Here is a 19,457-nt window from a genome sequence, read left to right as displayed (position 1 = left end):
ACAATCCAGCCAGCTATTCATTCAATCGCCATTCGCTCTCATAGCGCTTCTGGCGGCCAACGGAAGCCCGGCTTCGGGCACGACGGATGCGGAACCGATAACCCAACATGCATACCTCGTTCGTGCTGGAGGGCGCCATGCGTCAGTCTTGCGAGCCGTACCGCGGATACCAGATCGACGTTGAAGTCAGAACCACTTTTTCCTTGTCTTTCACCGGCATGCAGCGTCGCTACACCGTTTTGTGGTTCATACACGCCTGCGACGAACAAGCCGCCCCCGTCGCCAGCTTCCCTGAAAACGTCGATTTCATATCCGAAAGTGCCGCGGCCGAATATGGGCTTCGACGAGCTCGCGCCTTCATCGACTGCATGGCGTGCCAGCCGCGGTGACTGGCACATCGGGGCGCTTCGGCCATGATGCGTGCCTCATCGGAACCACTGGGAGGTCGGTTCTCCGGCGTCAACGCGCGTGATAAAACAATCTCTGGCAGTCTGGAACGGTATGCAGACCGTGGTTGCTTCTTGCGCCGGGTAGATCGATCGAATATCGCTTCGCCTCCCGATCGCGTCTGCGGGCAATGGGTCAGGTGCGGCACCGATAAGGCACCCGTCGCGTTCAGTGCACCGGCCCACCACGTGCACCGCCGCCCCAGTAGTGACCACCGCCCCCCTGCCATCGATATCCGTGACCGGTCCAGCCGCCTCCGTGCCCGTGGCCCCACTGGCCCCCGTCGCCACCCCAGCCGCCATGCCCCCAGTGGCCATGGTGGCCTGCACCGTAACAGCAGCCGCTCCAATAGCCGAAGCTCAGTGACACCGAAGGTCCCCACCACGGCGAGCCATAGTACGGATACGCGACGGGGTAATACGCAGGCGCGACGAAGACGGGTGCGGCAGTTGAAATATAAGTGTTCGTCGATGCTGTCACATCGGACGCGGCGCCGGATGCGGCTGCATCGGGCATCGTGAACTGATATGGCGGTGCCGAGGCCATTGGCATCGCATCGTAGGGGACGTAGCCGTAGGGCACGTAGTAATAGCAACCGGACACAGCAGCAGACAGCGCCACAACTGCAACGGCGCTGCGTGCATGCAACGATGCATCAAGCGCTTTCATGATCTGCTCCTTGCTACGCTACCCTGTGCCATACGCTCTCTTACAACAAGCTGATAGCAGCAAGGCGGGTGCCGCCTTCCATCCCCCGACAGCCTGTGCGTCTACGCCCTATATTTATATGGCGCGAACAATACCGCACGGCGGCATGCCGACGTCGCGATAGCCCGGTCGAAGCCCAGCTAAAATGGACGTGGACCCGCCGTTTTCCTTCAAAAGGCCTACATTCTGCGTGAGGATGGCATGCCGAGAACGTCAGAGTCCGATGCGCTGAGTCGCGTCCAGCGCGCCGACGCGCTTGTGACCCGAGAGCTCGACGCGCGTCGACGCCGCGCTCCGGACTTTGCTGCTGAGAACGAGGCGCTGCATGGTCTCGCCCAGGCGCTGAACGCAGCGGATAGCGTGATGCTGCAGACGCTTGTCGACACCGCGCTGAGGTTGTGCGATGCGGGAAGCGCCGGCATCAGCCTGTGCGATCGTGATGTGAGCCCACCGCATACCTTCCGCTGGGTGGCGTTATCGGGACACTGTGCGGGCCTCGCCGGGCACCTGCTTCCAGCCGATCACAGCCCGGCGGGCATCACGCTCGAACTGGGCTCGCCCCAGCTGTTCGCCCTTCCGAAACGCCACTTCGATTGCCTGGCCCCCGTCCCGCTGGAGATCACCGAGGAACTGGTTGTCCCTGTTCCCGGCATACCCCAGCCTTGGGGGGCGCTATGGGTTATGTCACATGACGGGCACCACTTTGACAGCGAACACCGCCGCGTCCTGACGAGTCTTGCCAACTTCACGTGTGCCGCCTTGACCATCAAACAGGCGAAAGCGGACGCAGAAGCGCGCGCAGGGGAAGCGGAAGCCGCCAGGAATGCGCTCGCGGCCGTCGAGACTCATCAGGTCGAGTTCATCGCGACACTCAGCCACGAACTGCGCAACCCGCTCGGCCCGATTGACACCGCGCTTTCGGCGGCGCAAAAGCTGGCAGCCGGCAGTCCCTCCGTGCTGTCTGCGCTGGCCGTCGCCAACAGGCAGGTGCAGCAGCTAAAGCGCCTGGTGAGTGACCTGCTTGACGCGTCGCGGATACGGCATGGCAAGCTGTCGGTCCGCCCCACCTATGGCCTGCTCGGCGACATCGTCAAGGACGCGATGGCCGCCGTCGCGGCGGAGGCGGAACGACGCCAGCAACAGCTCGAGGTGACACTACCGGCGTATCCCGTGACGGTTTTTGCAGACGGCGCCCGCCTGACGCAGGTCATCTCAAACCTGCTGTCGAACTCTGTGAAATACACGCCATTGGGCGGTGAGATCATGCTTCGGGTGGATGCCCCCGATCCGGAGACAATACCCATGCACGACTCGACGCCGAGGGACGCCATCATCACCTTGCGAGACAACGGAATGGGTATCGCGCCGGACATACTGCCGCACGTCTTCGACATGTTCGCCCAGTCACCGTCCACGCGGGCGCGTTCGGAAGGTGGACTGGGCATTGGCCTGGCTGTCGTCAGATATCTGGTCAACGCCCACATGGGTGAAATTGCCGTCGTCAGCGAGGGTGAGGGCAAGGGGACGGAGGTCACGGTACGGCTGCCTGTCGTTTGCAGAAAGCAACTCGAACACACAGCGGCCACCACGCACGGCATGTCCCCAGCCCGCATCCTGCTCGTAGACGACAATGCGGACGCGACGGAGGCACTCGCGATGCTGCTGACGCTCGACGGTCACGAGGTCAAGCGTGCGCAGTCGGGACCCGAAGCGCTTTCGATAGTCGAGTCGTTCATACCCGATATTGCGCTCATTGACATCAACATGCCTGGCATGGATGGGCATGAGCTGGCGCGTCGGCTACGCGAGCACGCGCACTGCGCATCGACCCGTCTGGTGGCACTGACCGGTTACGCCGGGAAAACGCTGGACCCAGCTGGCGCCGGGAGCGGATTCGACTACCACCTCCTCAAGCCGCCCACGCTTGAGGATCTCGCGTATGTCTTGCGTGGTTGACCCAAGGACGTCCCGGAACCGGCCGTCGGTGGTATCTAATTAGCCAGCGGCAGAATAAATGCGAAAACGCGACGCACGACTTCGTTCGCCCTTCAGGTCAATCGGGAAAATCGTCGCCTCCAGCCAGCGATGGTTGATGCAATCTGGCAATGGTTCGGTGTGCTGCGGTGCAAATAACACCGCCATGGCGCACGAAAATCCGGCGCTGTGTGAGGAAGTATTCTCGGCGAGAATGGTAAAGCATACAAATCGCGGCAGGCCCTTGAGAAAGGCGGGAGGCCGCCTGGCCCGGAACGCTGGCCGATGGACGAGGGACGGACGCGCATGGAATATAAGATGCAGCTGTCACGCATATGGCGATGGTTCAGGTCGATGAGTCACTATGAGTCGCGTTTTGCTGGCCGACGATGATGCGAACGTGCGGGATGCATTGCGTACCGTGCTCGAGGGCGCAGGCTACGATGTGACCATCGCCCAGGACGGACTGGACGGCCTGCGCCTTGCGCCCGAAAGCTGTCCACAAGTCATTGTCACCGATGTCATGATGCCTTTAATGAGCGGTCCCGAAATGGTCCGCAGGATCAGGGCGATGCCGGGGTTTCAGCAGATCCCGGTTATCGTGATGTCGGCGCTGGCAACGGACCCCGAAGTCGCCGTGGCAGCCATGCTGCGGAAACCATTCGCACCCGAAACATTGTTGGCGTTGCTCGATAATCTTGATGATGCCGGAGTGGCTACCGGCAAGCGTGCGCGCGATGCGCCGCACGCGCCGACAGCAGAAACTGACAGTGTGCTGGACTTTGGCGTATTGCAGTTCACCTCAGAAGGGGAAAAGATGGGAACCGCCTCGCCTACCGAGGCGCGTATTCGTCGCGGCATCGAACTGGTTCATGCGCAACAGGAAAGATTGCAGCGCCTTCGCAGCCTCGGCGTTGACACCACGGTCGCAGAAGAACTGCACGACAGCCTGAAACATAGCGTCAGCGCGCTTGTCCTGCTTAAGTGCGTTAAATGCACCGCCTCTTCAGGGAAATGGCCCCGGGGTCGAATGTTCATGTGATGCGGTGAAGCGGATGATGTAACGTGGCGATTGGCAATGCCGCAATCGCGAATTCAGCATTCAACATTTACGGAGCATGAAAAATGGCAACCGGCACAGTGAAATGGTTCAACGATGCAAAGGGCTTTGGCTTCATCACTCCAGATGACGGTGGGGAAGACCTGTTTGCCCACTTCTCGGAAATCAGGACAGAGGGCTTCAAGTCGCTGCAGGAAAACCAGAAGGTAAGCTTCGAGGTAAAAATGGGACCGAAGGGCAAGCAGGCGGCGAATATCAAGCCTGCCTGAGGGTTCCCGACGCCCGAGCTGGTGGAACGGTCAGCGGCATGTTGTGGCCAAGGTGAAACGACCGATTGCCTCGACGGGCAGAGACCGGGCTCGCAGCATCTCCATAGCGTCAGTTCATTCCTGCTCGCCTGTTGCACGCACGAGCCGGAGAGAGTTCGCGCCCTCAACAGGTCGCTCCGTTGCCACCACGCCGGGTATGACACAGATGCCAGCTGTCTCCAGGACAGCGGATCGCGAAAGCACCACACCCCTTTAATGCATCGCAAATCCGGGCAAGGCTATGTTGCGGCGGATGCCCGATGACGACGAGGGCGTGCCCTTGTCTTCCGTCTTCATGGACGCCCGGACTCGGACTGAGATGTGCCGTGAATGGCTCGACGAAGTGATTGATCGACATCATTGTCATCTGCTCACCGTGCCCCGCGTACTCCGCATGATCGACCTCATGCCGGTCCGGCATGGGCCGCGCAGCGCGAGCAACTGATCCGAGCGGAAAGACGAACAATGCGTCGGCATCGCAAAGCCCTTCCTGTTCCATTAGTGACTGCGACGCCTCGACCGCCTCGCGGTGCGTCCTGAAAAGCGCGCTGAGATGTTCTTTCATGTGACTGCCTGTTGCTTACATCTTCTTGCCTGGTTGAGCATCCTACATGCCTGTCATCCTCATTTCTGCGGGTTGCCCCCCGTTCCGCGAATGCCTTGAACGCAAGGGGAAATGCTATAGAAACCCGTGAGCGCTGCGCACGATGGTTGGCCGCCTCTCTTACGCAGTCCTTGAAAAGGGCGAGTACGAAGACTCGCCCTGGCGCCGCATCATAGATCCGTGTCAATTATGTGTTGACTGACTGCGGGCGATTACCGAAGCACCCCGCTATTGCTTTTTCGCGGCATCGACTTTGGCGTCTGCAGCCTTCTTGTTTGCATCGTTTTGAGCTTCGACCTTCTCCTTGTCGGCCTTTGCCTGAGCTACGTCAGTATCCTGGGCAGCCTTGTGCTTCTTCCGGTCAGCCTTTGCCTGCGCGTCGTGCATTTTCTTGTCGGCCTTGGCCTGCGCTTTGGTGGCGTCTTTTTGCGCCTCAGCCGCCTCCTTCGGCGTTGCTGCCTTCTCCTTTTCCGCTGCCTTCTTGTCGGCGTCGGCTTGAGCCGACGCCTTGTCTTCATTTGCCGACGCCTGGGCCTTGGCGGCGTCGCTTTGAGCTTCAGCTTTCTTTTTATTCGCGGTAGCCTGTGCTTCACTCTTCTCGCTGTTTGCCTTCAGTTGGGCCTTGGCGGCGTCCGATGGCGCCGCTGCTGTCTGTGCAAATGCCGTTGTAACTAGCAGGGCCGAAGCAAGAGCTGCGATGATTTTCTTCATAATTTCCTCCCATGAGATTGCACCGCGATGGCGATGCTGCCTGTTTAAACGTCGATCAACCGGCGCACGTTGACCCTTATCCCGTGACAAACGGTAACCAGGCTAAACAATATGCAAGCCGCGTTCCGCGCTCGCTGGTGCCTGCGCTCGTGCGGAATCATCGGAAGCACTATGAGCCACACGGCATGCAGTCGTGACGCTCCCGGCCTACCACCCTCGCTTCAGAAGACGCCGGCATCTTATCGGCCGTTGCAGATCATCCGTTCCCATCCCGTATGGCTATGTCACATCGTGATACATATGGGCGAACAGCAAATGATGATCGGATTCGAATGATGCGATGCTAGCCAGGCATGGCCTCCTTGAAATCGACGAGCGTTCGACGTGGACGCACTGACGTGCATGCTGCGAAGCTTGCCAACTGATTTCAACCGACAAAGCGCGTTTCCACTGCAGGCAGGAAACTCCTGGGCTTGCGGGCTAGCCGGTCGTTTTCGACCTCGGTCTGAACGCGTACCGTGGAACAGCGCGCTGCCGTTGTGCAGCGCTCACGGTATCAGGCTGCTGTATAGTTGCGCGGTCGTTTGCGTGGAGCGTGATATCTCTTGCGTTCAACAGCGCTGCTCCGCCCACCCTTTCCCCATTCACGAGACACCGCCCGCATGGATCGCCTGGCCGCAATGGAAACCTTCGTCGCCGTCGTGGAGGCAGGCTCGTTCTCTGCCGCGGCGCGACGGCTCCAGATTGGACAACCCGCCGTTTCCAAATCGATTGCGCAGCTGGAAGAGCATCTGAACGCGAGGCTCCTGTTGCGCTCGACGCGTGGTCTGACACCTACCGACGCTGGCCAGCGGTTCTACGAACACGCGTGCCTCGCCATCGAGGAAGCCGATCGGGCGGAACATTCGGTGCGCGAATCGTCAGAGGGGCTGTCGGGTAGGCTGCGAGCAGGCGCCCCCGTCACGTTCGCGAGGCTGCACGTGATCCCCGCGCTTGGTGCGTTTTTGGACCAACACCCGAAACTCGACGTCGAAATCGTGATGGACGACCGTCCGATCGATCTGCTTGAAGAAGGCATCGACGTCGCATTGCGCATGGGACGGCTCGACGACTCCGGAATGACCGCGCGTCGCGTCGTGAGCGGAAGACGGCTGGTGGTCGGCACGAAGAAGTACTTCGAGCGGCATGGTGTACCGCGTACGCCAGCCGATCTCAGCCAGCATCAAGCGATCGTTCACGCGATGCGCAGTGGTGGCGACTCATGGGCGTTTGGACACGCGGACGGCACGGAAGCCGCCGTCACGGTGTCGAGCCGCGTGCGTGTCAGCGCCGCCGAAGGAATGCGTGCCGCCGTGCTCGCTCATATGGGGCTCGCCGTCGCATCGGAATGGATGTTCGCACCGGAACTCGCGGATGGTTCAGTGCAGGCGGTGCTCTCAGACTGGACGTTACCGGGCGTCGATGTGTGGGCCGTCTTTCCATCGGGCCGAATGGCAACGACGAAGGCGCGCGCCTTCGTCTCGTTCATCGAAAGTCTCTTTGCTGCGAAGGGCGTCCGAGCGGCGTCAGATTCCGGCCTTCCCGATTGACGCCCCGCCGTCGACAAAGAGTGTCTGTCCGGTGATGAAGCCCGCTTCATCCGAAAGCAGGAAGGCGATCGCCGCGGCTATTTCTTCTGGCTTGCCGAAGCGCCCCATTGGCACCCCAGACAGATAGCGCTGCTCGCCCTGGCTGCCCGGCGGATTGTTGGCGCGGAACAGCTCCGTTTCAGTGGGACCGGGTGCGACCGAATTGACCGTGACGCCTGTCGTCGCGAGTTCCAGCGCCCACGTACGGGCAAAGCTCACGAGCGCCGCCTTTGCAGCAGCGTAGGCTGTGCGTTGCGTGATGCCCAGAATGGTGAGGCTGGAAATATTGACGATGCGCCCCCAACCGCGCTCACGCATGCCGGGCAAAAATGCCTGCACCGTCTGGACGGCTGGATGAAGATTCACGGAAAAGACTTCGTCAAGCGTATCGAGATCGACTGCTTCGACGCGTTGCGGCCGGACCAGGCCGACATTGTTGATGATGCCGTCGACCCAATGGCGTCGCGCCAACTCGCGTAGTGCTGCGCCGGTCGCGGCGCGATCACCGAGGTCCAGCGGGACGAGTTCGCCAGGAAACGGCGCGTGCGAACGCGCGATGCCGATGACCTGATGCCCTGCCGCTACGAGCCGCTCGCTGAGCGCGAGACCGATGCCTTTGGTGGCGCCCGTTATCAGAAAAGTACGCTTTGTCATGATGTAATTGGGAAGGAGAAAAGTCACGGGGAACGAAAAGCCGCCCAAAGGCGGCGGCCGGCGCGTTTGCTTACACCTTTGCGTTCGCGCGCTCCAGTACGGGGAACATATCGGCCGGATCGGGGCGATGCGTGTAGTCGGGATTGACTTCCGAATACAGCACGATGCCATCCTGGCCGATCACGTAGCGCGCCGGCATCGGCAGTGTCCATGATGGATCGGCGTTGAACGCAGGCAGATCGTTTTTCAGGGCCTTGTAGAGATCGACCAGATAGTCCGGCAGCGCGAAGCGCAGGCCGAACGCAGCGCCGACCTCGCCATTCGTGTCGCTTAACACCGGAAAGCCGAGCTTGTTATCGCGCACCGACTTGCGGCTGTTCACGGCCGTCTGCGGTGAGATGGCCACGACGCTCGCGCCATATGCTTCGATCTGCGGCAGCGCGTCGTTGATCGCCTGCAGCTCGATGTTGCAGTACGGGCACCACACGCCCCGATAGAACGTGATGACGAGCGGGCCGCGACCCAGCAGTTCGGCCGACGACACTTCGTTGCCGTCCTGATCCTTGAGCGTGAAGCTGGGCGCGCGGTCGCCCGCCCTGGTTGCGCGGGCCGCCTGTCCGCTCGCGATCAGTTCGGCGGTGGCGCGCTCCATGATCGGGTGAATCTCAGGCGGTGCATAGTACGGCGGCTTGCCGCCCTTGAAGTCCGCCTTGAATGCGTCGAGTTTGTCTTGCAGTGCCATGCCTTTCTCCTCTATCGGGTGATCGAGATCGGATCTGCGCTCAGAAGCCTGCCGCAACTGCCGTCTGCGGCTTGGTCCACGCATTGCCCTTCATGAAGGCATCGTAAGGCGTATGCACGACGTGATTCGTATAGTTGCTCATCACCTTCGTCGCGACGCCGAGAATCACTTCGAGCACATTGCGACGCGTGTAGCCGGCGGCGAGGAATGCATCGACATCCGCATCGCACGCGAAGCCGCGTTCACGCACCACGATGGTCGCAAAGCGATGCAGGGCTTCGAGCTTCGCGTCGGGAAGCTCAGTGCCGGCGCGCAGCGCATCGATAACGGCGGGATCCATCTTGATCATTTTCGCAAGCGTGCTGTGGCCAGCCATGCAGTAGTGGCAGTCGTTCTCGAAGTTCGAGGTCAGATAGACGACCTGCTGTTCGTGCGGCGTCAGTGTGCTTTTGGAAAACAGATCCCAGAGCGCCGAGTAGCCGGCCAGCAGTTCAGGCGATTCCGCCATGAAGGACTGGAGATTGGGCACGAAGCCGAAGGCGGCTTTCGTGCCTTCGAGCAGGGGCTTCGAGTTTGCCGGTGCGGTATCGATGGTGTAGGCGTTGAAGGTGTTCATCGTTGATTCCTCTGTGGGTTGACGGTGAACACATGATCGGGCAGACGCAGCCCTGCAAGAAGGCAGGCGACGGTGATAGAACTTATTCCCTCGCGGAATGGCCAGCCATTGGCAAATGCCGGCGATCTCGCATTGGCCGGCGCGCGCTGTCTCGCGCGATGCGCTTTGAAGCGCGCGGCGCAGCCAGGCGCGCGGCAGCGACGCGTTCGTTCAAGCGTCGTGTGACCACAGGCACGGGCGATATACGCTGTCCCGTCCCTCAGATCGGGCCATGGTGGCTGGCTCTGTTTCCAATCCATGCGGCAGATCGCGGTCCTGCCAGCGGCGACGACTCGCGATCTGCCCGTTCATGCCACTTACCTTGCGCCTCCCCGCTCGCGCTCACTTCTTCCCATCGACCACCGCGACCACCTCGTCGCGGGTGTACACCTTGTTCGCAAGCGCGCCCGCCGGCGTCTTTGCGAGCACGGCATCGAGTTCGTCCGGCTTCACTTCGAGAACCGGCATGCGGATATCGTGCGGCACCTTCTTGCCGGCCAGGATCTGCTGCGTGACCCAGAACGCGAACGTCGACGCGCCCGGCGGAATCGTCACCGACATCGTCTCATAGCCGCCCTTCTTCTGATCGGCCCACCATGCAAGCTCTTCCTGGCGGTTGCCGAGAATGATGATCGGCGTCGGCCGTCCTGCGGCCTTGATCGCCTGTGCGGCGCCGAATCCGTCGCCGCCCTGGGTGACGACCCCATCGATCTTCGGCAGTGTCGGCAAAATGCCCGCGACCTGCTTTTGCGCGACGGTCTGCGTCCAGTCGCCATGTACCGAGCCGACGATCTTCAGCCCCGGATACTTCTTCAGTTCATCCGCTACGCCTTGGTGAATCTCGTCATCCACTGAGACGCCCGCGAGCCCACGGATTTCCAGCAGGTTGCCCTTGCCGTTCAAACGTTTCGCCAGATAATCGACCTGCATGCGGCCCATGCCCTGGAAATCGACCGCGATCCGATACGCGCACGGTTCGGTCGCGATTCCGTCGAACGACACGACTGTCACGCCCGCGCCGCACGCCTGCTTGATCACACCGTTAAGCGCGGTCGGCGAAACCGCATCGACGGCAATCGCCTTGTAGCCTTGCAGGATCAGATTCTGGATCTGCTGAACCTGCTCGGTCGCCTGGCTCTCGGCCGTCGTGAAGCTGGGCGCGGCAGCGACGATCTTCTGCTTCACCGCGGGATCCGCCACGCTCGACCAGCTCTTGAGCATCTGCTGGCGCCAACTGTTGCCTGCATAGTTGTTCGACAGCGCGATCTTCATCGACGACGTATCGCCGGTTGCGACCTGCGCCGATGCGCCCACCGATGCTGCAGCCAGACACAGCGCCACCGCGATTGCTGCCATCTTCATGTTAGTCTCCGGGTTTTGATGTTGTGAGGTTTCACCGCCCCGCGCCGCGCACAGCGACGTGGAGCGAATAGATCGACGAGGTCGCCGCGATAAACAGGCGATTGCGGTTGATGCCGCCGAACGTTAGATTCGCGACGACCTCGGGGATCAGGACCTTGCCGAGCAGCGCCCCGTCCGGTGCATAGCAATGCACGCCGTCTTCCGCGCTCGTCCACACGTTGCCGTGCTCATCCACGCGCATGCCGTCTGGCACGCCGCTTCGCATTTCGATGAACACGCGGCCGTTGCGCAAGCGGCTCTCGTCCGCTACATCGAACACGCGGATATGACGCGGCGCCTTGTCGTCGTGAGAAGCCGCGGAATCGGCGATATAGAGGCGCGATTCGTCCGGCGAGAACGCGAGGCCGTTCGGCTTCACAAAGTCGTCGCTGACCAGTTCCACCCGCGTGGTGTCCGGCGAAATGCGATACACGTTGCAGCGGCCGATCTCGCTCTCTGCGCGATACCCTTCGTAGTCGCTCAGAATTCCGTAGTCAGGATCAGTGAACCAGATGTTGCCGTTCGAATCGACGATGACATCGTTCGGCGAATTCAGCCGCTTGCCTTCGAAGTGCGACGCAAGCACGGTCACGCTGCCGTCGTGTTCTGTGCGCGTCACGCGCCGCGCGCCGTGCTCGCAACTGACGAGCCGGCCTTCACGATCGCGCGTGTTGCCGTTGCTGTAGTTCGACGGCGCGCGGAATACGCCCAAACCCATGCCTGGCGCCCAGCGCAGCATCCGGTTGTTCGGTATGTCGCTCCATATGAGCAGGTCGGTCGCCGGGAAATATACCGGCCCTTCGGCCCACAGGTTTTCATCTGTCAGGCGGCTCAGGAATGCATTGGGCTGAAGCAGCCGTCTGAAACGCGGATCGTGCACCTCGTAGTCGCCGGATTTCATGTCCCCTCTCGTTGTTGATATGAATCGGAAAAGCGGTTGAGCACCTCTTCACCGCACCGTCTTTCCACCGGCCGCGACGGTCACCGCGATGATGAGCACGCCATAGACGATCGATCGCACGCCCGCATCCGCGCCGAGCGCGTTGAGCGCGGCGTTCGTGAGAAACAGGAACATCGACGCGCCCCACACGCCGACGATCGTCGCCTTGCCGCCGGCAACCAGCGTGCCGCCGATCACGACCACGGCGATCGAAATCAGCATGTACTCGACGCCCATGTCGAGCGACGCGCCGCCCGAGGTCGCCGCGAGCAGAAGCGCCGTGAGCGCCGCGATCATCGAGCACAGCACGTACGCGAGGCAGCGGGTACGATGCACGTCGACGCCCGCGAGCCACGCGGCCCGTGCGTTCTGTCCGATCGCCGACAGCTTGCGGCCGTACACCGCGCGATGCAGCAGCACCGCCAGCGCGACCGACAGCGCCAACGCAAGGAACGCGATATACGGCACGTTCAGGAACCGGCCGGTCGAGAACGCGCCGAGCGCGGGCGGCGGCGGCGGAAGCTGCCGCCCTTGCGTGATCGCAATTGACTGGATGATGAAACTGGACGACAGCGTCGCGATGATCGGCGGAATGCGCAGCAGCCTGATCAGCATGTAATTCACGAGGCCCACCACGACCCCGACGCCGAGCGCGGCCGCGACGCCGAGCACGATTCGCCCGTTTGCCCCGCCCATCACGTGCATGCCGATCACGCCCGCGAGCGCGATGGTCGACGGCACCGACAGGTCGATGTTGCCGACACCCGACGTGATCACGAGCATCTGCCCGAGACCGACCAGCACCATGAACACGCCGTAGGTGAGCGCCGTCTGCGCGACATTGCCCGCTATGCCGAAGCCGAACACGCCGACGATGCCGAACCACACCAGCATCGCGCCAACGAACGACCACGCCCACGGCGCCTGGACGCTGCGCAAGCGCGACCAAGCGGTTTCGTCTGCGCCGATTGCTCTGCGCGTTAGCTGGGATTTCATTGGCGCTCCCCGCGTTGCAGCAGCACGCGCAGCGACAGCACGACGACGAGGATCGCGCCCTGCATACCGACCTGCCAGTCCGCCGAGATATTGAGGAAGGCGAGAAACGACGCCGCGAGCGTCAGTGTGATTGCCCCGAGCACCGCGCCGATCACCGACACGCGTCCGCCGATAAATTCGCCGCCGCCGAGTATCACCGCCGCGATGGAGAGCAGCGTGTAACGCAGCGCGAGATTCGCGTCGGCAGAAGTCGTGAGGCCGAGCAGCGACAGACCCGACAGGACGCCGAAGATGCCCGCGATTGCGTACAGTGTCGCCTTACTGCGCACGAGCGACCAGCCGAAGCGGCGCATCGCGCGCGGATTGCCGCCCGCGCCACGGATGCGAACGCCGGCCGAGGTACGCATCAACAGCACGTGCCCGATGATCGCGACCACCACCGACCACACGATGGGCGCCGCGATGAGCGGTGTCTGATAGTTCATCGCCGTGCCGAGCCAGCCAGGACTCGTGCCGCCCGGCGAGGGCAGCAGCACGATCGCAAGGCCGCTCCACACAAACGACAGACCGAGCGTGACGACTATCGACGGTATCTGCCGCAGCTCGATCAGCGCGCCGACTGCCGCATACGCGAGCACGCAGCCGATCAGCGCGAGCACACCGTGCCACGGTTCTTTAACGAGCAGCGTCGCGCCGATGCACGCCACAAGACTCACGAAAGAACCGATCGACAGATCGAGGTCGTTCACGGTGATAATCGCGAGCTGCGCGAGCGTCGCGAGCACGATCGGCACCGCCAGATTGAGCAGCAGACTGGAGCCGAAATAGCTCATCACCGCGGGCTGCATGATCAGGATCGGCACGAGCACCGCGATCAGCGAAATTGCAGGAAGCAGCGCGCGCAGGCGCGCCTGCGTGCTCTGGATGGAAAAGCGCGCGGGGGTCATGCGGCCTGCTCCTCGAAGCTTGCTGCAAGCAGTGCTTCTTCCGTGCATTCGTCGGCTGTGAGCACGCGCGTGACGGCGGCCGAGCGGAATACATACGTGCGGTCGCAATGCGACAGCTCTTCGTTTTCGGTCGTGTACCAGATGAAGGTGCGGCCCTTTCGCGCTTCGTCGTGAACGAGCTGATAGATGTCGCGCTTCGTGCCGACATCCACGCCGCGCGTAGGATCGTCCATCAGGATCAGCACCGCGTCCGACGCGAGCGCGCGTGCGAATAGCACTTTCTGCTGATTGCCACCGGACAGCGACAGGATGCCCGCGCTCATCGGCGCGCCGCGTATGCCGATCTTCGTGCGCCACGCTTCGACGAGCGCGCGCCCGGCCGTGCGATCGACGAGACCGCGCTTCGGCTTCGCGCCGCCGAAAAGCCAGCGCACGTCGAGATTCTGCGCGATCGACCAGACCGGAAACACACCGTCGCGGCCGCGATCGCCCGCGACGAAAGCGGCTCTCACGCGTCCTGCGCCGCGATGCGTCGCGGCCTCGTAGATCGACAGCAATGCTTCAGTCTGCCCTTGGCCGGCGAGTCCCGCAAAGCCGACGATCTCGCCGCGCGACGCTTCAATCGCAGTCCGTTTATGCGCACCGACATGCCAACGGAAAGCGCGCTCGTCGCCGCGCGCGTCGCGCACGCGCGCGGGAGAAGCCGTCTTGTCCGCTTCGAGCTGCTGCCCCATCGCCTGGATGATCGACGCGCGGCTGACCGCGTCGCGCGGCAGCACGCCGACGATACCGCCGTCGCGCATCACGACCACACGATCTGCGACGCGCTCGATTTCGCCCAGCATGTGCGTGATCAGCACGCACGTGATTCCCGATTGCGCCGCGCGACGGACGAACGCGAGCAGTTGATCGGCCGTATGCGCGTCGAGCGACGACGTCGGCTCGTCGAGAATCACGAGGCGCACAGGCGCATCGGTCACTGTAAAGCCGCGCGCGATTTCCACCATCTGCTGTTGCGTGAGCGTCAGGTCGGAAACCAGCTCATTGCCCTTCAACCCATTGCCGGGAAAGATTTCTTCGAGCTTCTCGCGCATCAACGCGGTTGCCTTACGACGCCAGCCGGCCCCCCGCAATTGCGGATGCACGATCGTCATGTTCTCGGCGACCGTCAGGTTCGCGCACAGCGACAACTCCTGGAACACGCACCGCACGCCCGCATGGCGCGCGACGTTGGCGTCGTAATGCGGCGCCCTTTGTCCCTCAACGTCGATGCGTCCCTGCGTCGGCGCATAGACGCCCGCCAGCACCGCCATTAGCGTGGATTTGCCCGCGCCGTTATGTCCCGCGATGCCGACGCATTCTCCGCGCATGAACGCAAAGTCGATGTCGGCGAGCGCGCGTACCCGGCCGAAGGTCTTGCCGATGCCTTCGAAGCGAATCAGCGCGCCCGGCTGACCGTTGCTAGATGTTGCGCCCATTCACATGCCTCCATGCGTGGCGTCGCGCGCGTGCCCGATCGTTGCCGGATCGGGTCTGAGCGTAGTTACTTTTTGTCGAGCAAGGCCACGGTCTGCGGCAACGTGTAGGTGACGTCGGCGATACCGCCCTTCGGCGTCGCGGCGAGCTTCGCCGGCAACTCCTGTTGCGAAATCGCGAGCAGCGGTACGTTGATGGTCACGTCCTTCGGGATCTGCTTGCCCGCGAGAACCTGCTGCGCGACCCAGAACGCGAACGAGACCGCGCCCGGCGGGTTCGACAGCGAGCGCGACTGGTAACCCGTCTTCGTCTGCTCGCTCCACCATGCGAGTTCCGGATAGGTGCTGCCGATGATCATGGGCGGCGTCGGACGATCGGCCGCCTTGAACGCCTGCGCGATGCCGAACGACATCTCGCCTTCGGTCGCGACCCCGTCGACTTGCGGCAGCGTCGGGAGAACACCTGCGACGGCCTTTTGCGCGACCGATTGCGTCCAGTCGCCGTTCACCGACCCAACGAGCTTGAGGCCTGGATGTTTCTTGAGTCCGTCGAGCACGCCCTCATGCATCAGGTTGTCGACGGAAATGCCGGCCACGCCGCGCACTTCGAGAATGTTGCCTTTGCCGTTCAACCGGGTCGCCAGATAATCGACCCCCTGCTCGGCCCAGCCCTTGAAATCGAAGTTCACGCGATACGCGCACGGTTCGTCGACGACGCCGTCGAACGACACGACGACGATGCCCGCCGCACACGCCTTCTTGATCGTACCGTTGAGCGCGGTGGGCGATACCGCGTCGATCACGATCGCGTTGTATCCTTGAAGTATCAGGTTCTGCACCTGCTGTGCCTGTTCGGTCACCTGATTTTCCGCGGTCGTGAACGCGGGCGCAGCGGCGATTTTCTTGTCGCTCACCGCTTGTTGCGCAATCGCGTTCCAACTCTTGAGCATCGACTGCCGCCAGGCATTGCCGGCGAAGCTGTTCGATAACGCGATCTTCTTTTGCGACGTGTCGCCGTTCGAGACCTGCGCGTGCGCCGCGCTGCCGACCATGCATGCGGCGAGTGCGAGTGCGGCCCTGACTTTCATTCCCTTACGGAACATCCTGTCATCTCCTTTCGTTTTTCTTCGCGCGCCGTGACTCGATCGACAACGCGTCGTTCGCCAGTCTGCGTTGATTCGTGCTGCGGTCAGGCCAATCGGTTTTGGTCAGGCCACCGATCGCGGAGCCAGTATAGCGACTGGTGCCAGCGTGTGCAATTCGGTTTAGTTACCGGTAACGAATGGCGTTGCGGCAAGGCTGCCGACAGGCACGCTCATCGTTTCTCGTCGCCGCTTCGTCGTATCCTGTTCGTCACGCGAGTGACATCGCATCGTGCGCGCTGCCAGCGTGCACTCGCGATTGCGCTGAGCTGAGCAACTGCCAGCGAAGATAGCTGCGATCCAACGCGGCAATATCGCTGCACCCGAGCAGACCCAACCCGCGATCCACTTCCGTTTGCAATATCTGGATCGCGCGCGCGGCGCCCGGCCGGCCGCCCGCGCTCAGGCCGTAGGTCGTTGCACGGCCGAGCAGCACGGCATCGGCGCCTAGCGCCACAGCCTTCAGGATGTCGGAGCCCCGGCGGAACCCGCCGTCGAGCATGACAGCGAGTCGGCCGCGCACCTGATCGACGACTTCCGGCAGCACGTCCATTGCGGACACCGCGCCGTCGAGCTGCCGGCCACCGTGATTCGACAGCACGATGCCGTCGACGCCCGCCTCGATCGCCCGCACGGCGTCCGGCGCGCCCAGCACGCCCTTCACGACCAGGCGCTTGGGCCACAGATCACGCAGCCAGAGTATGTCGTCCCAGGAGAGCGACGGATCGAGCTGCTGACCCAGCGTAATCGTCGCGCCCTTCACGCTGGTCTGCCCCGACGGTAACAGGTCGCCGAGATTCGCGAAGTGCGGCATCCCGCTCGGCCAAAGCACGTTGCTCATCCAGCGCGGATGGCCCAGCACGTCGAACTTGTTGCGCCAGTCGAGCATCAACGGTTTGATGTAGTTGCGCAGATCCCATTCGCGTTTTCCGAACACCGCGCTGTCCGTCGTGACGACCAGCGCTTCGATTCCGGCCGCAAGCGAGCGTTGCGCGAGCTTCGCGACGAACTCGCGCGTGCGATACATGTAGACCTGCATCCACACCCGGCCGCCCGCGCGTTGCACGACCTCTTCGAGCGCAACCGTCGACGCGTTGCTCAGCACGAACGGAATGCCGGCTGCCGCCGCGGCGCTCGCGAGCTGCACGTCGCCCTCGCGGAACATCAGTCCGCTGTAGCCGGTCGGGCCGATCATGAACGGCGACGCCGTGCGCTGACCGAACAGCGTTCTGCTCTGGTTGCGGTGTTCGACATTGACGAGCGTGCGCGGCAAGAACGCGATTTCGTCGAACACGTCCCGATTGCGGCGCAGCGTCGCCTCGTCCTCAGCGCCGCCTTCGATATATTCGAAACAGAAATTGGGCAGCCGCCTGCGTGCCATCGCGCGCAGATCGTCGATGCTGTGCGCGCGGTTCACGTCGCGGCCTGAATAAAGGCGGCGTTTCAATACTGTCCTCATCTTGTATTCGTCTCTCTAGCGTGCATGCCCTTTCCGGTCAACGTGATCAGGTCACCACGCCGACCTGCCAGGGCACGAACTCGCTTTGCCCATAGCCATGCAACTCGCTTTTCGAGCGTGTGCCAGATGCGCAGTCGAGCATCATCCGGAAAATCGCTTCGCCCAGCTCGTCGATGCTGGCGCTTCCGTCGACAACGCCGCCGCAGTTGAGATCGATGTCATCCCCCTGCCGTTCCCACAGCGCGGTGTTGGTTGCGAGCTTCAGCGAAGGCGACGGCGCGCATCCGTATGCGGAGCCTCGCCCGGTCGTGAAGCAGATCAGGTTCGCGCCCGAGGCGACCTGCCCCGTCGCAGACACGGGATCGTAGCCGGGTGAGTCCATGAATACGAAGCCCTTAGCGTCGATAGGCTGCGCATACTCGTAGACCTCGACGAGGTTCGTCGTGCCGCCCTTCGCGACCGCACCGAGCGATTTTTCGAGGATCGTCGTCAAGCCGCCCGCCTTGTTGCCGGCCGACGGGTTGTTGTCGAGCGCGCCGCCATTGCGCGTGCAGTAGTCCTGCCACCATGCGATCCGCGCGAGCAGCTTGTCGCCCACCGCCTGGCTCGCGGCGCGGCGCGTCAGAAGATGCTCGGCGCCGTAGATCTCCGGCGTCTCCGAGAGGATCGCGGTGCCGCCGTGCCGCACCAGCCGGTCGACCGCGGCGCCTAGCGCGGGATTCGCCGAGATGCCCGAATAGCCGTCCGAACCGCCGCACTGAAGACCGACGCACAGATGCGACGCGGGCACTGGAACGCGCTCAACGCGATTCGCGTCGGCGAGCATTTCTTTGACCAGCGCGACGCCGCGCTCGATCGTCTTGCGAGTGCCGCCGCTGTCCTGAATCGTGAAGCTGCGCAGCTTCATCTCTTTTCCGGCCGGGCCGGCCGCTTCGAGCACGCCGTCGATCTGGTTGGTTTCGCAGCCGAGTCCGACGAACATTACCGACGCGAAGTTCGGATGCACCGCGTAGCCGGCCAACGTGCGGCGCAATACGGCGATGCCTTCTCCCTGCATGTCAATGCCGCAGCCGAGTCCGTGTGTCAATGCGACGACGCCATCCACGTACGGGAAGTCGGCGAGCGCTTCGGGGCGGATGTCGCGCCTGAAGTGATCCGCGATCGCACGGGCGACCGTGGCAGAACAGTTCACACTCGTCAGGATGCCGATGTAATTGCGGGTCGCGACGCGGCCGTCGTCGCGCCGAATGCCCATGAAGTGCGCCGGCTCGGCGACGTAGTCGGTCGGATGCGTGTCGACGCCGAACGCATGATCGCGCGAGAATTCGGACATGCCGAGGTTGTGCACGTGAACGTGCTGGCCGCGTGCAATCGCTTCTCGCGCCACACCGATGATCTGGTTGTAGCGCTTGACCGGCTCGCCCTTCGCAATATCGCGCGTGGCGATCTTGTGGCCAGGCGGAACGAGTCCTGTCACGACCAGTCGTTCCGCGTCGATGCGCGTGCCAGGCAAGAGCTGCCGGGTCGCGATGATCACATCGTCGTTTGGATGCAGACGAATTACCTGGGGCGCACTGCTAGCTTGAGTGAACATGAGAAAGCCTCG

Annotated in this window: 18 protein-coding genes; 5 read left to right on the top strand and 13 right to left on the bottom strand. The window is 62.7% G+C overall.

The window, feature by feature from the left end; genetic code table 11:
- Positions 1 to 107: 107 nt before the first annotated feature.
- Entirely contained in the window at positions 108 to 389 is a 282-nt protein-coding gene (locus BPHY_RS25930) for a hypothetical protein (protein WP_012404423.1), read from the top strand.
- Between the two features lie 226 nt (positions 390 to 615).
- Here the strand turns inward: BPHY_RS25930 and BPHY_RS39865 are convergent, their stop codons facing one another.
- Positions 616 to 1,116 carry a hypothetical protein gene (locus tag BPHY_RS39865; protein ID WP_012404422.1) on the bottom strand — a complete coding sequence of 167 codons (501 nt, stop codon included), beginning with the start codon at positions 1,114 to 1,116 and terminating at the stop codon, positions 616 to 618.
- Positions 1,117 to 1,356: 240 nt separating this feature from the next.
- Between BPHY_RS39865 and BPHY_RS25920 the strand changes: the two genes are divergently transcribed.
- The 3 genes from BPHY_RS25920 (at position 1,357) to BPHY_RS25910 (ending at position 4,458) form a co-directional block, all read left to right on the top strand.
- A complete protein-coding gene (locus tag BPHY_RS25920) occupies positions 1,357 to 3,111 on the top strand; it encodes a hybrid sensor histidine kinase/response regulator (protein ID WP_012404421.1) in 1,755 nt (584 codons plus the stop codon).
- Positions 3,112 to 3,493: 382 nt separating this feature from the next.
- Complete coding sequence (locus tag BPHY_RS38845; protein ID WP_012404420.1) at positions 3,494 to 4,171, top strand: response regulator; 678 nt, start codon at positions 3,494 to 3,496, stop codon at positions 4,169 to 4,171.
- 83 nt (positions 4,172 to 4,254) lie between these two features.
- Positions 4,255 to 4,458 carry a cold-shock protein gene (locus BPHY_RS25910; protein ID WP_012404419.1) on the top strand — a complete coding sequence of 68 codons (204 nt, stop codon included), beginning with the start codon at positions 4,255 to 4,257 and terminating at the stop codon, positions 4,456 to 4,458.
- Between the two features lie 871 nt (positions 4,459 to 5,329).
- Here BPHY_RS25910 and BPHY_RS25900 read toward each other — a convergent pair.
- Positions 5,330 to 5,812 carry a hypothetical protein gene (locus tag BPHY_RS25900; RefSeq protein WP_012404417.1) on the bottom strand — a complete coding sequence of 161 codons (483 nt, stop codon included), beginning with the start codon at positions 5,810 to 5,812 and terminating at the stop codon, positions 5,330 to 5,332.
- Between the two features lie 662 nt (positions 5,813 to 6,474).
- Here BPHY_RS25900 and BPHY_RS25895 point away from each other — a divergent pair.
- Positions 6,475 to 7,401 (top strand): LysR family transcriptional regulator, encoded by a 927-nt coding sequence (locus tag BPHY_RS25895; RefSeq protein WP_012404416.1) that lies wholly within the window; start codon positions 6,475 to 6,477, stop codon positions 7,399 to 7,401.
- On the opposite strand, the gene BPHY_RS25890 is transcribed toward BPHY_RS25895, so the two are convergent.
- From BPHY_RS25890 to BPHY_RS25840, 11 genes are all read right to left on the bottom strand, one after another.
- Positions 7,378 to 8,094: an SDR family oxidoreductase gene (locus BPHY_RS25890; protein ID WP_012404415.1), complete on the bottom strand. Its 717-nt coding sequence runs from the start codon at positions 8,092 to 8,094 to the stop codon at positions 7,378 to 7,380. The two genes, BPHY_RS25895 and BPHY_RS25890, sit on opposite strands and share 24 nt — an antisense overlap.
- A 70-nt stretch (positions 8,095 to 8,164) precedes the next feature.
- Positions 8,165 to 8,836: a peroxiredoxin-like family protein gene (locus BPHY_RS25885; protein WP_012404414.1), complete on the bottom strand. Its 672-nt coding sequence runs from the start codon at positions 8,834 to 8,836 to the stop codon at positions 8,165 to 8,167.
- Positions 8,837 to 8,876: 40 nt separating this feature from the next.
- Positions 8,877 to 9,452 (bottom strand): carboxymuconolactone decarboxylase family protein, encoded by a 576-nt coding sequence (locus tag BPHY_RS25880; RefSeq protein WP_012404413.1) that lies wholly within the window; start codon positions 9,450 to 9,452, stop codon positions 8,877 to 8,879.
- A 381-nt stretch (positions 9,453 to 9,833) separates the two neighbouring features.
- Complete coding sequence (locus BPHY_RS25875) at positions 9,834 to 10,853, bottom strand: ABC transporter substrate-binding protein (protein ID WP_012404412.1); 1,020 nt, start codon at positions 10,851 to 10,853, stop codon at positions 9,834 to 9,836.
- Between the two features lie 31 nt (positions 10,854 to 10,884).
- A complete protein-coding gene (locus tag BPHY_RS25870; protein WP_012404411.1) occupies positions 10,885 to 11,793 on the bottom strand; it encodes an SMP-30/gluconolactonase/LRE family protein in 909 nt (302 codons plus the stop codon).
- 48 nt (positions 11,794 to 11,841) lie between these two features.
- Positions 11,842 to 12,828 (bottom strand): ABC transporter permease, encoded by a 987-nt coding sequence (locus BPHY_RS25865; RefSeq protein WP_012404410.1) that lies wholly within the window; start codon positions 12,826 to 12,828, stop codon positions 11,842 to 11,844.
- Positions 12,825 to 13,775: an ABC transporter permease gene (locus BPHY_RS25860; RefSeq protein ID WP_012404409.1), complete on the bottom strand. Its 951-nt coding sequence runs from the start codon at positions 13,773 to 13,775 to the stop codon at positions 12,825 to 12,827. Before BPHY_RS25860 ends, BPHY_RS25865 begins: the two co-directional genes overlap by 4 nt.
- Positions 13,772 to 15,253 (bottom strand): ATP-binding cassette domain-containing protein, encoded by a 1,482-nt coding sequence (locus BPHY_RS25855; protein ID WP_012404408.1) that lies wholly within the window; start codon positions 15,251 to 15,253, stop codon positions 13,772 to 13,774. The genes BPHY_RS25860 and BPHY_RS25855 overlap by 4 nt, the downstream gene beginning before the upstream one ends.
- A 65-nt stretch (positions 15,254 to 15,318) precedes the next feature.
- Entirely contained in the window at positions 15,319 to 16,353 is a 1,035-nt protein-coding gene (locus BPHY_RS25850; RefSeq protein WP_012404407.1) for an ABC transporter substrate-binding protein, read from the bottom strand.
- Between the two features lie 250 nt (positions 16,354 to 16,603).
- The gene (locus BPHY_RS25845; protein WP_041764771.1) at positions 16,604 to 17,839 is read right to left on the bottom strand and encodes an alpha-hydroxy acid oxidase; all 1,236 of its coding nucleotides are present in this window, start codon (positions 17,837 to 17,839) and stop codon (positions 16,604 to 16,606) included.
- Positions 17,840 to 17,897: 58 nt separating this feature from the next.
- The gene (locus tag BPHY_RS25840; protein ID WP_012404405.1) at positions 17,898 to 19,445 is read right to left on the bottom strand and encodes a UxaA family hydrolase; all 1,548 of its coding nucleotides are present in this window, start codon (positions 19,443 to 19,445) and stop codon (positions 17,898 to 17,900) included.
- Between the last annotated feature and the right edge of the window lie 12 nt (positions 19,446 to 19,457).

The sequence above is a fragment of the Paraburkholderia phymatum STM815 genome (genome assembly GCF_000020045.1).
In the GTDB taxonomy this organism is placed as follows: Bacteria; Pseudomonadota; Gammaproteobacteria; order Burkholderiales; family Burkholderiaceae; genus Paraburkholderia; species Paraburkholderia phymatum.
Note: the sequence above shows the minus strand (reverse complement) of the source record. Positions and strands in the feature narration are given on the sequence as shown.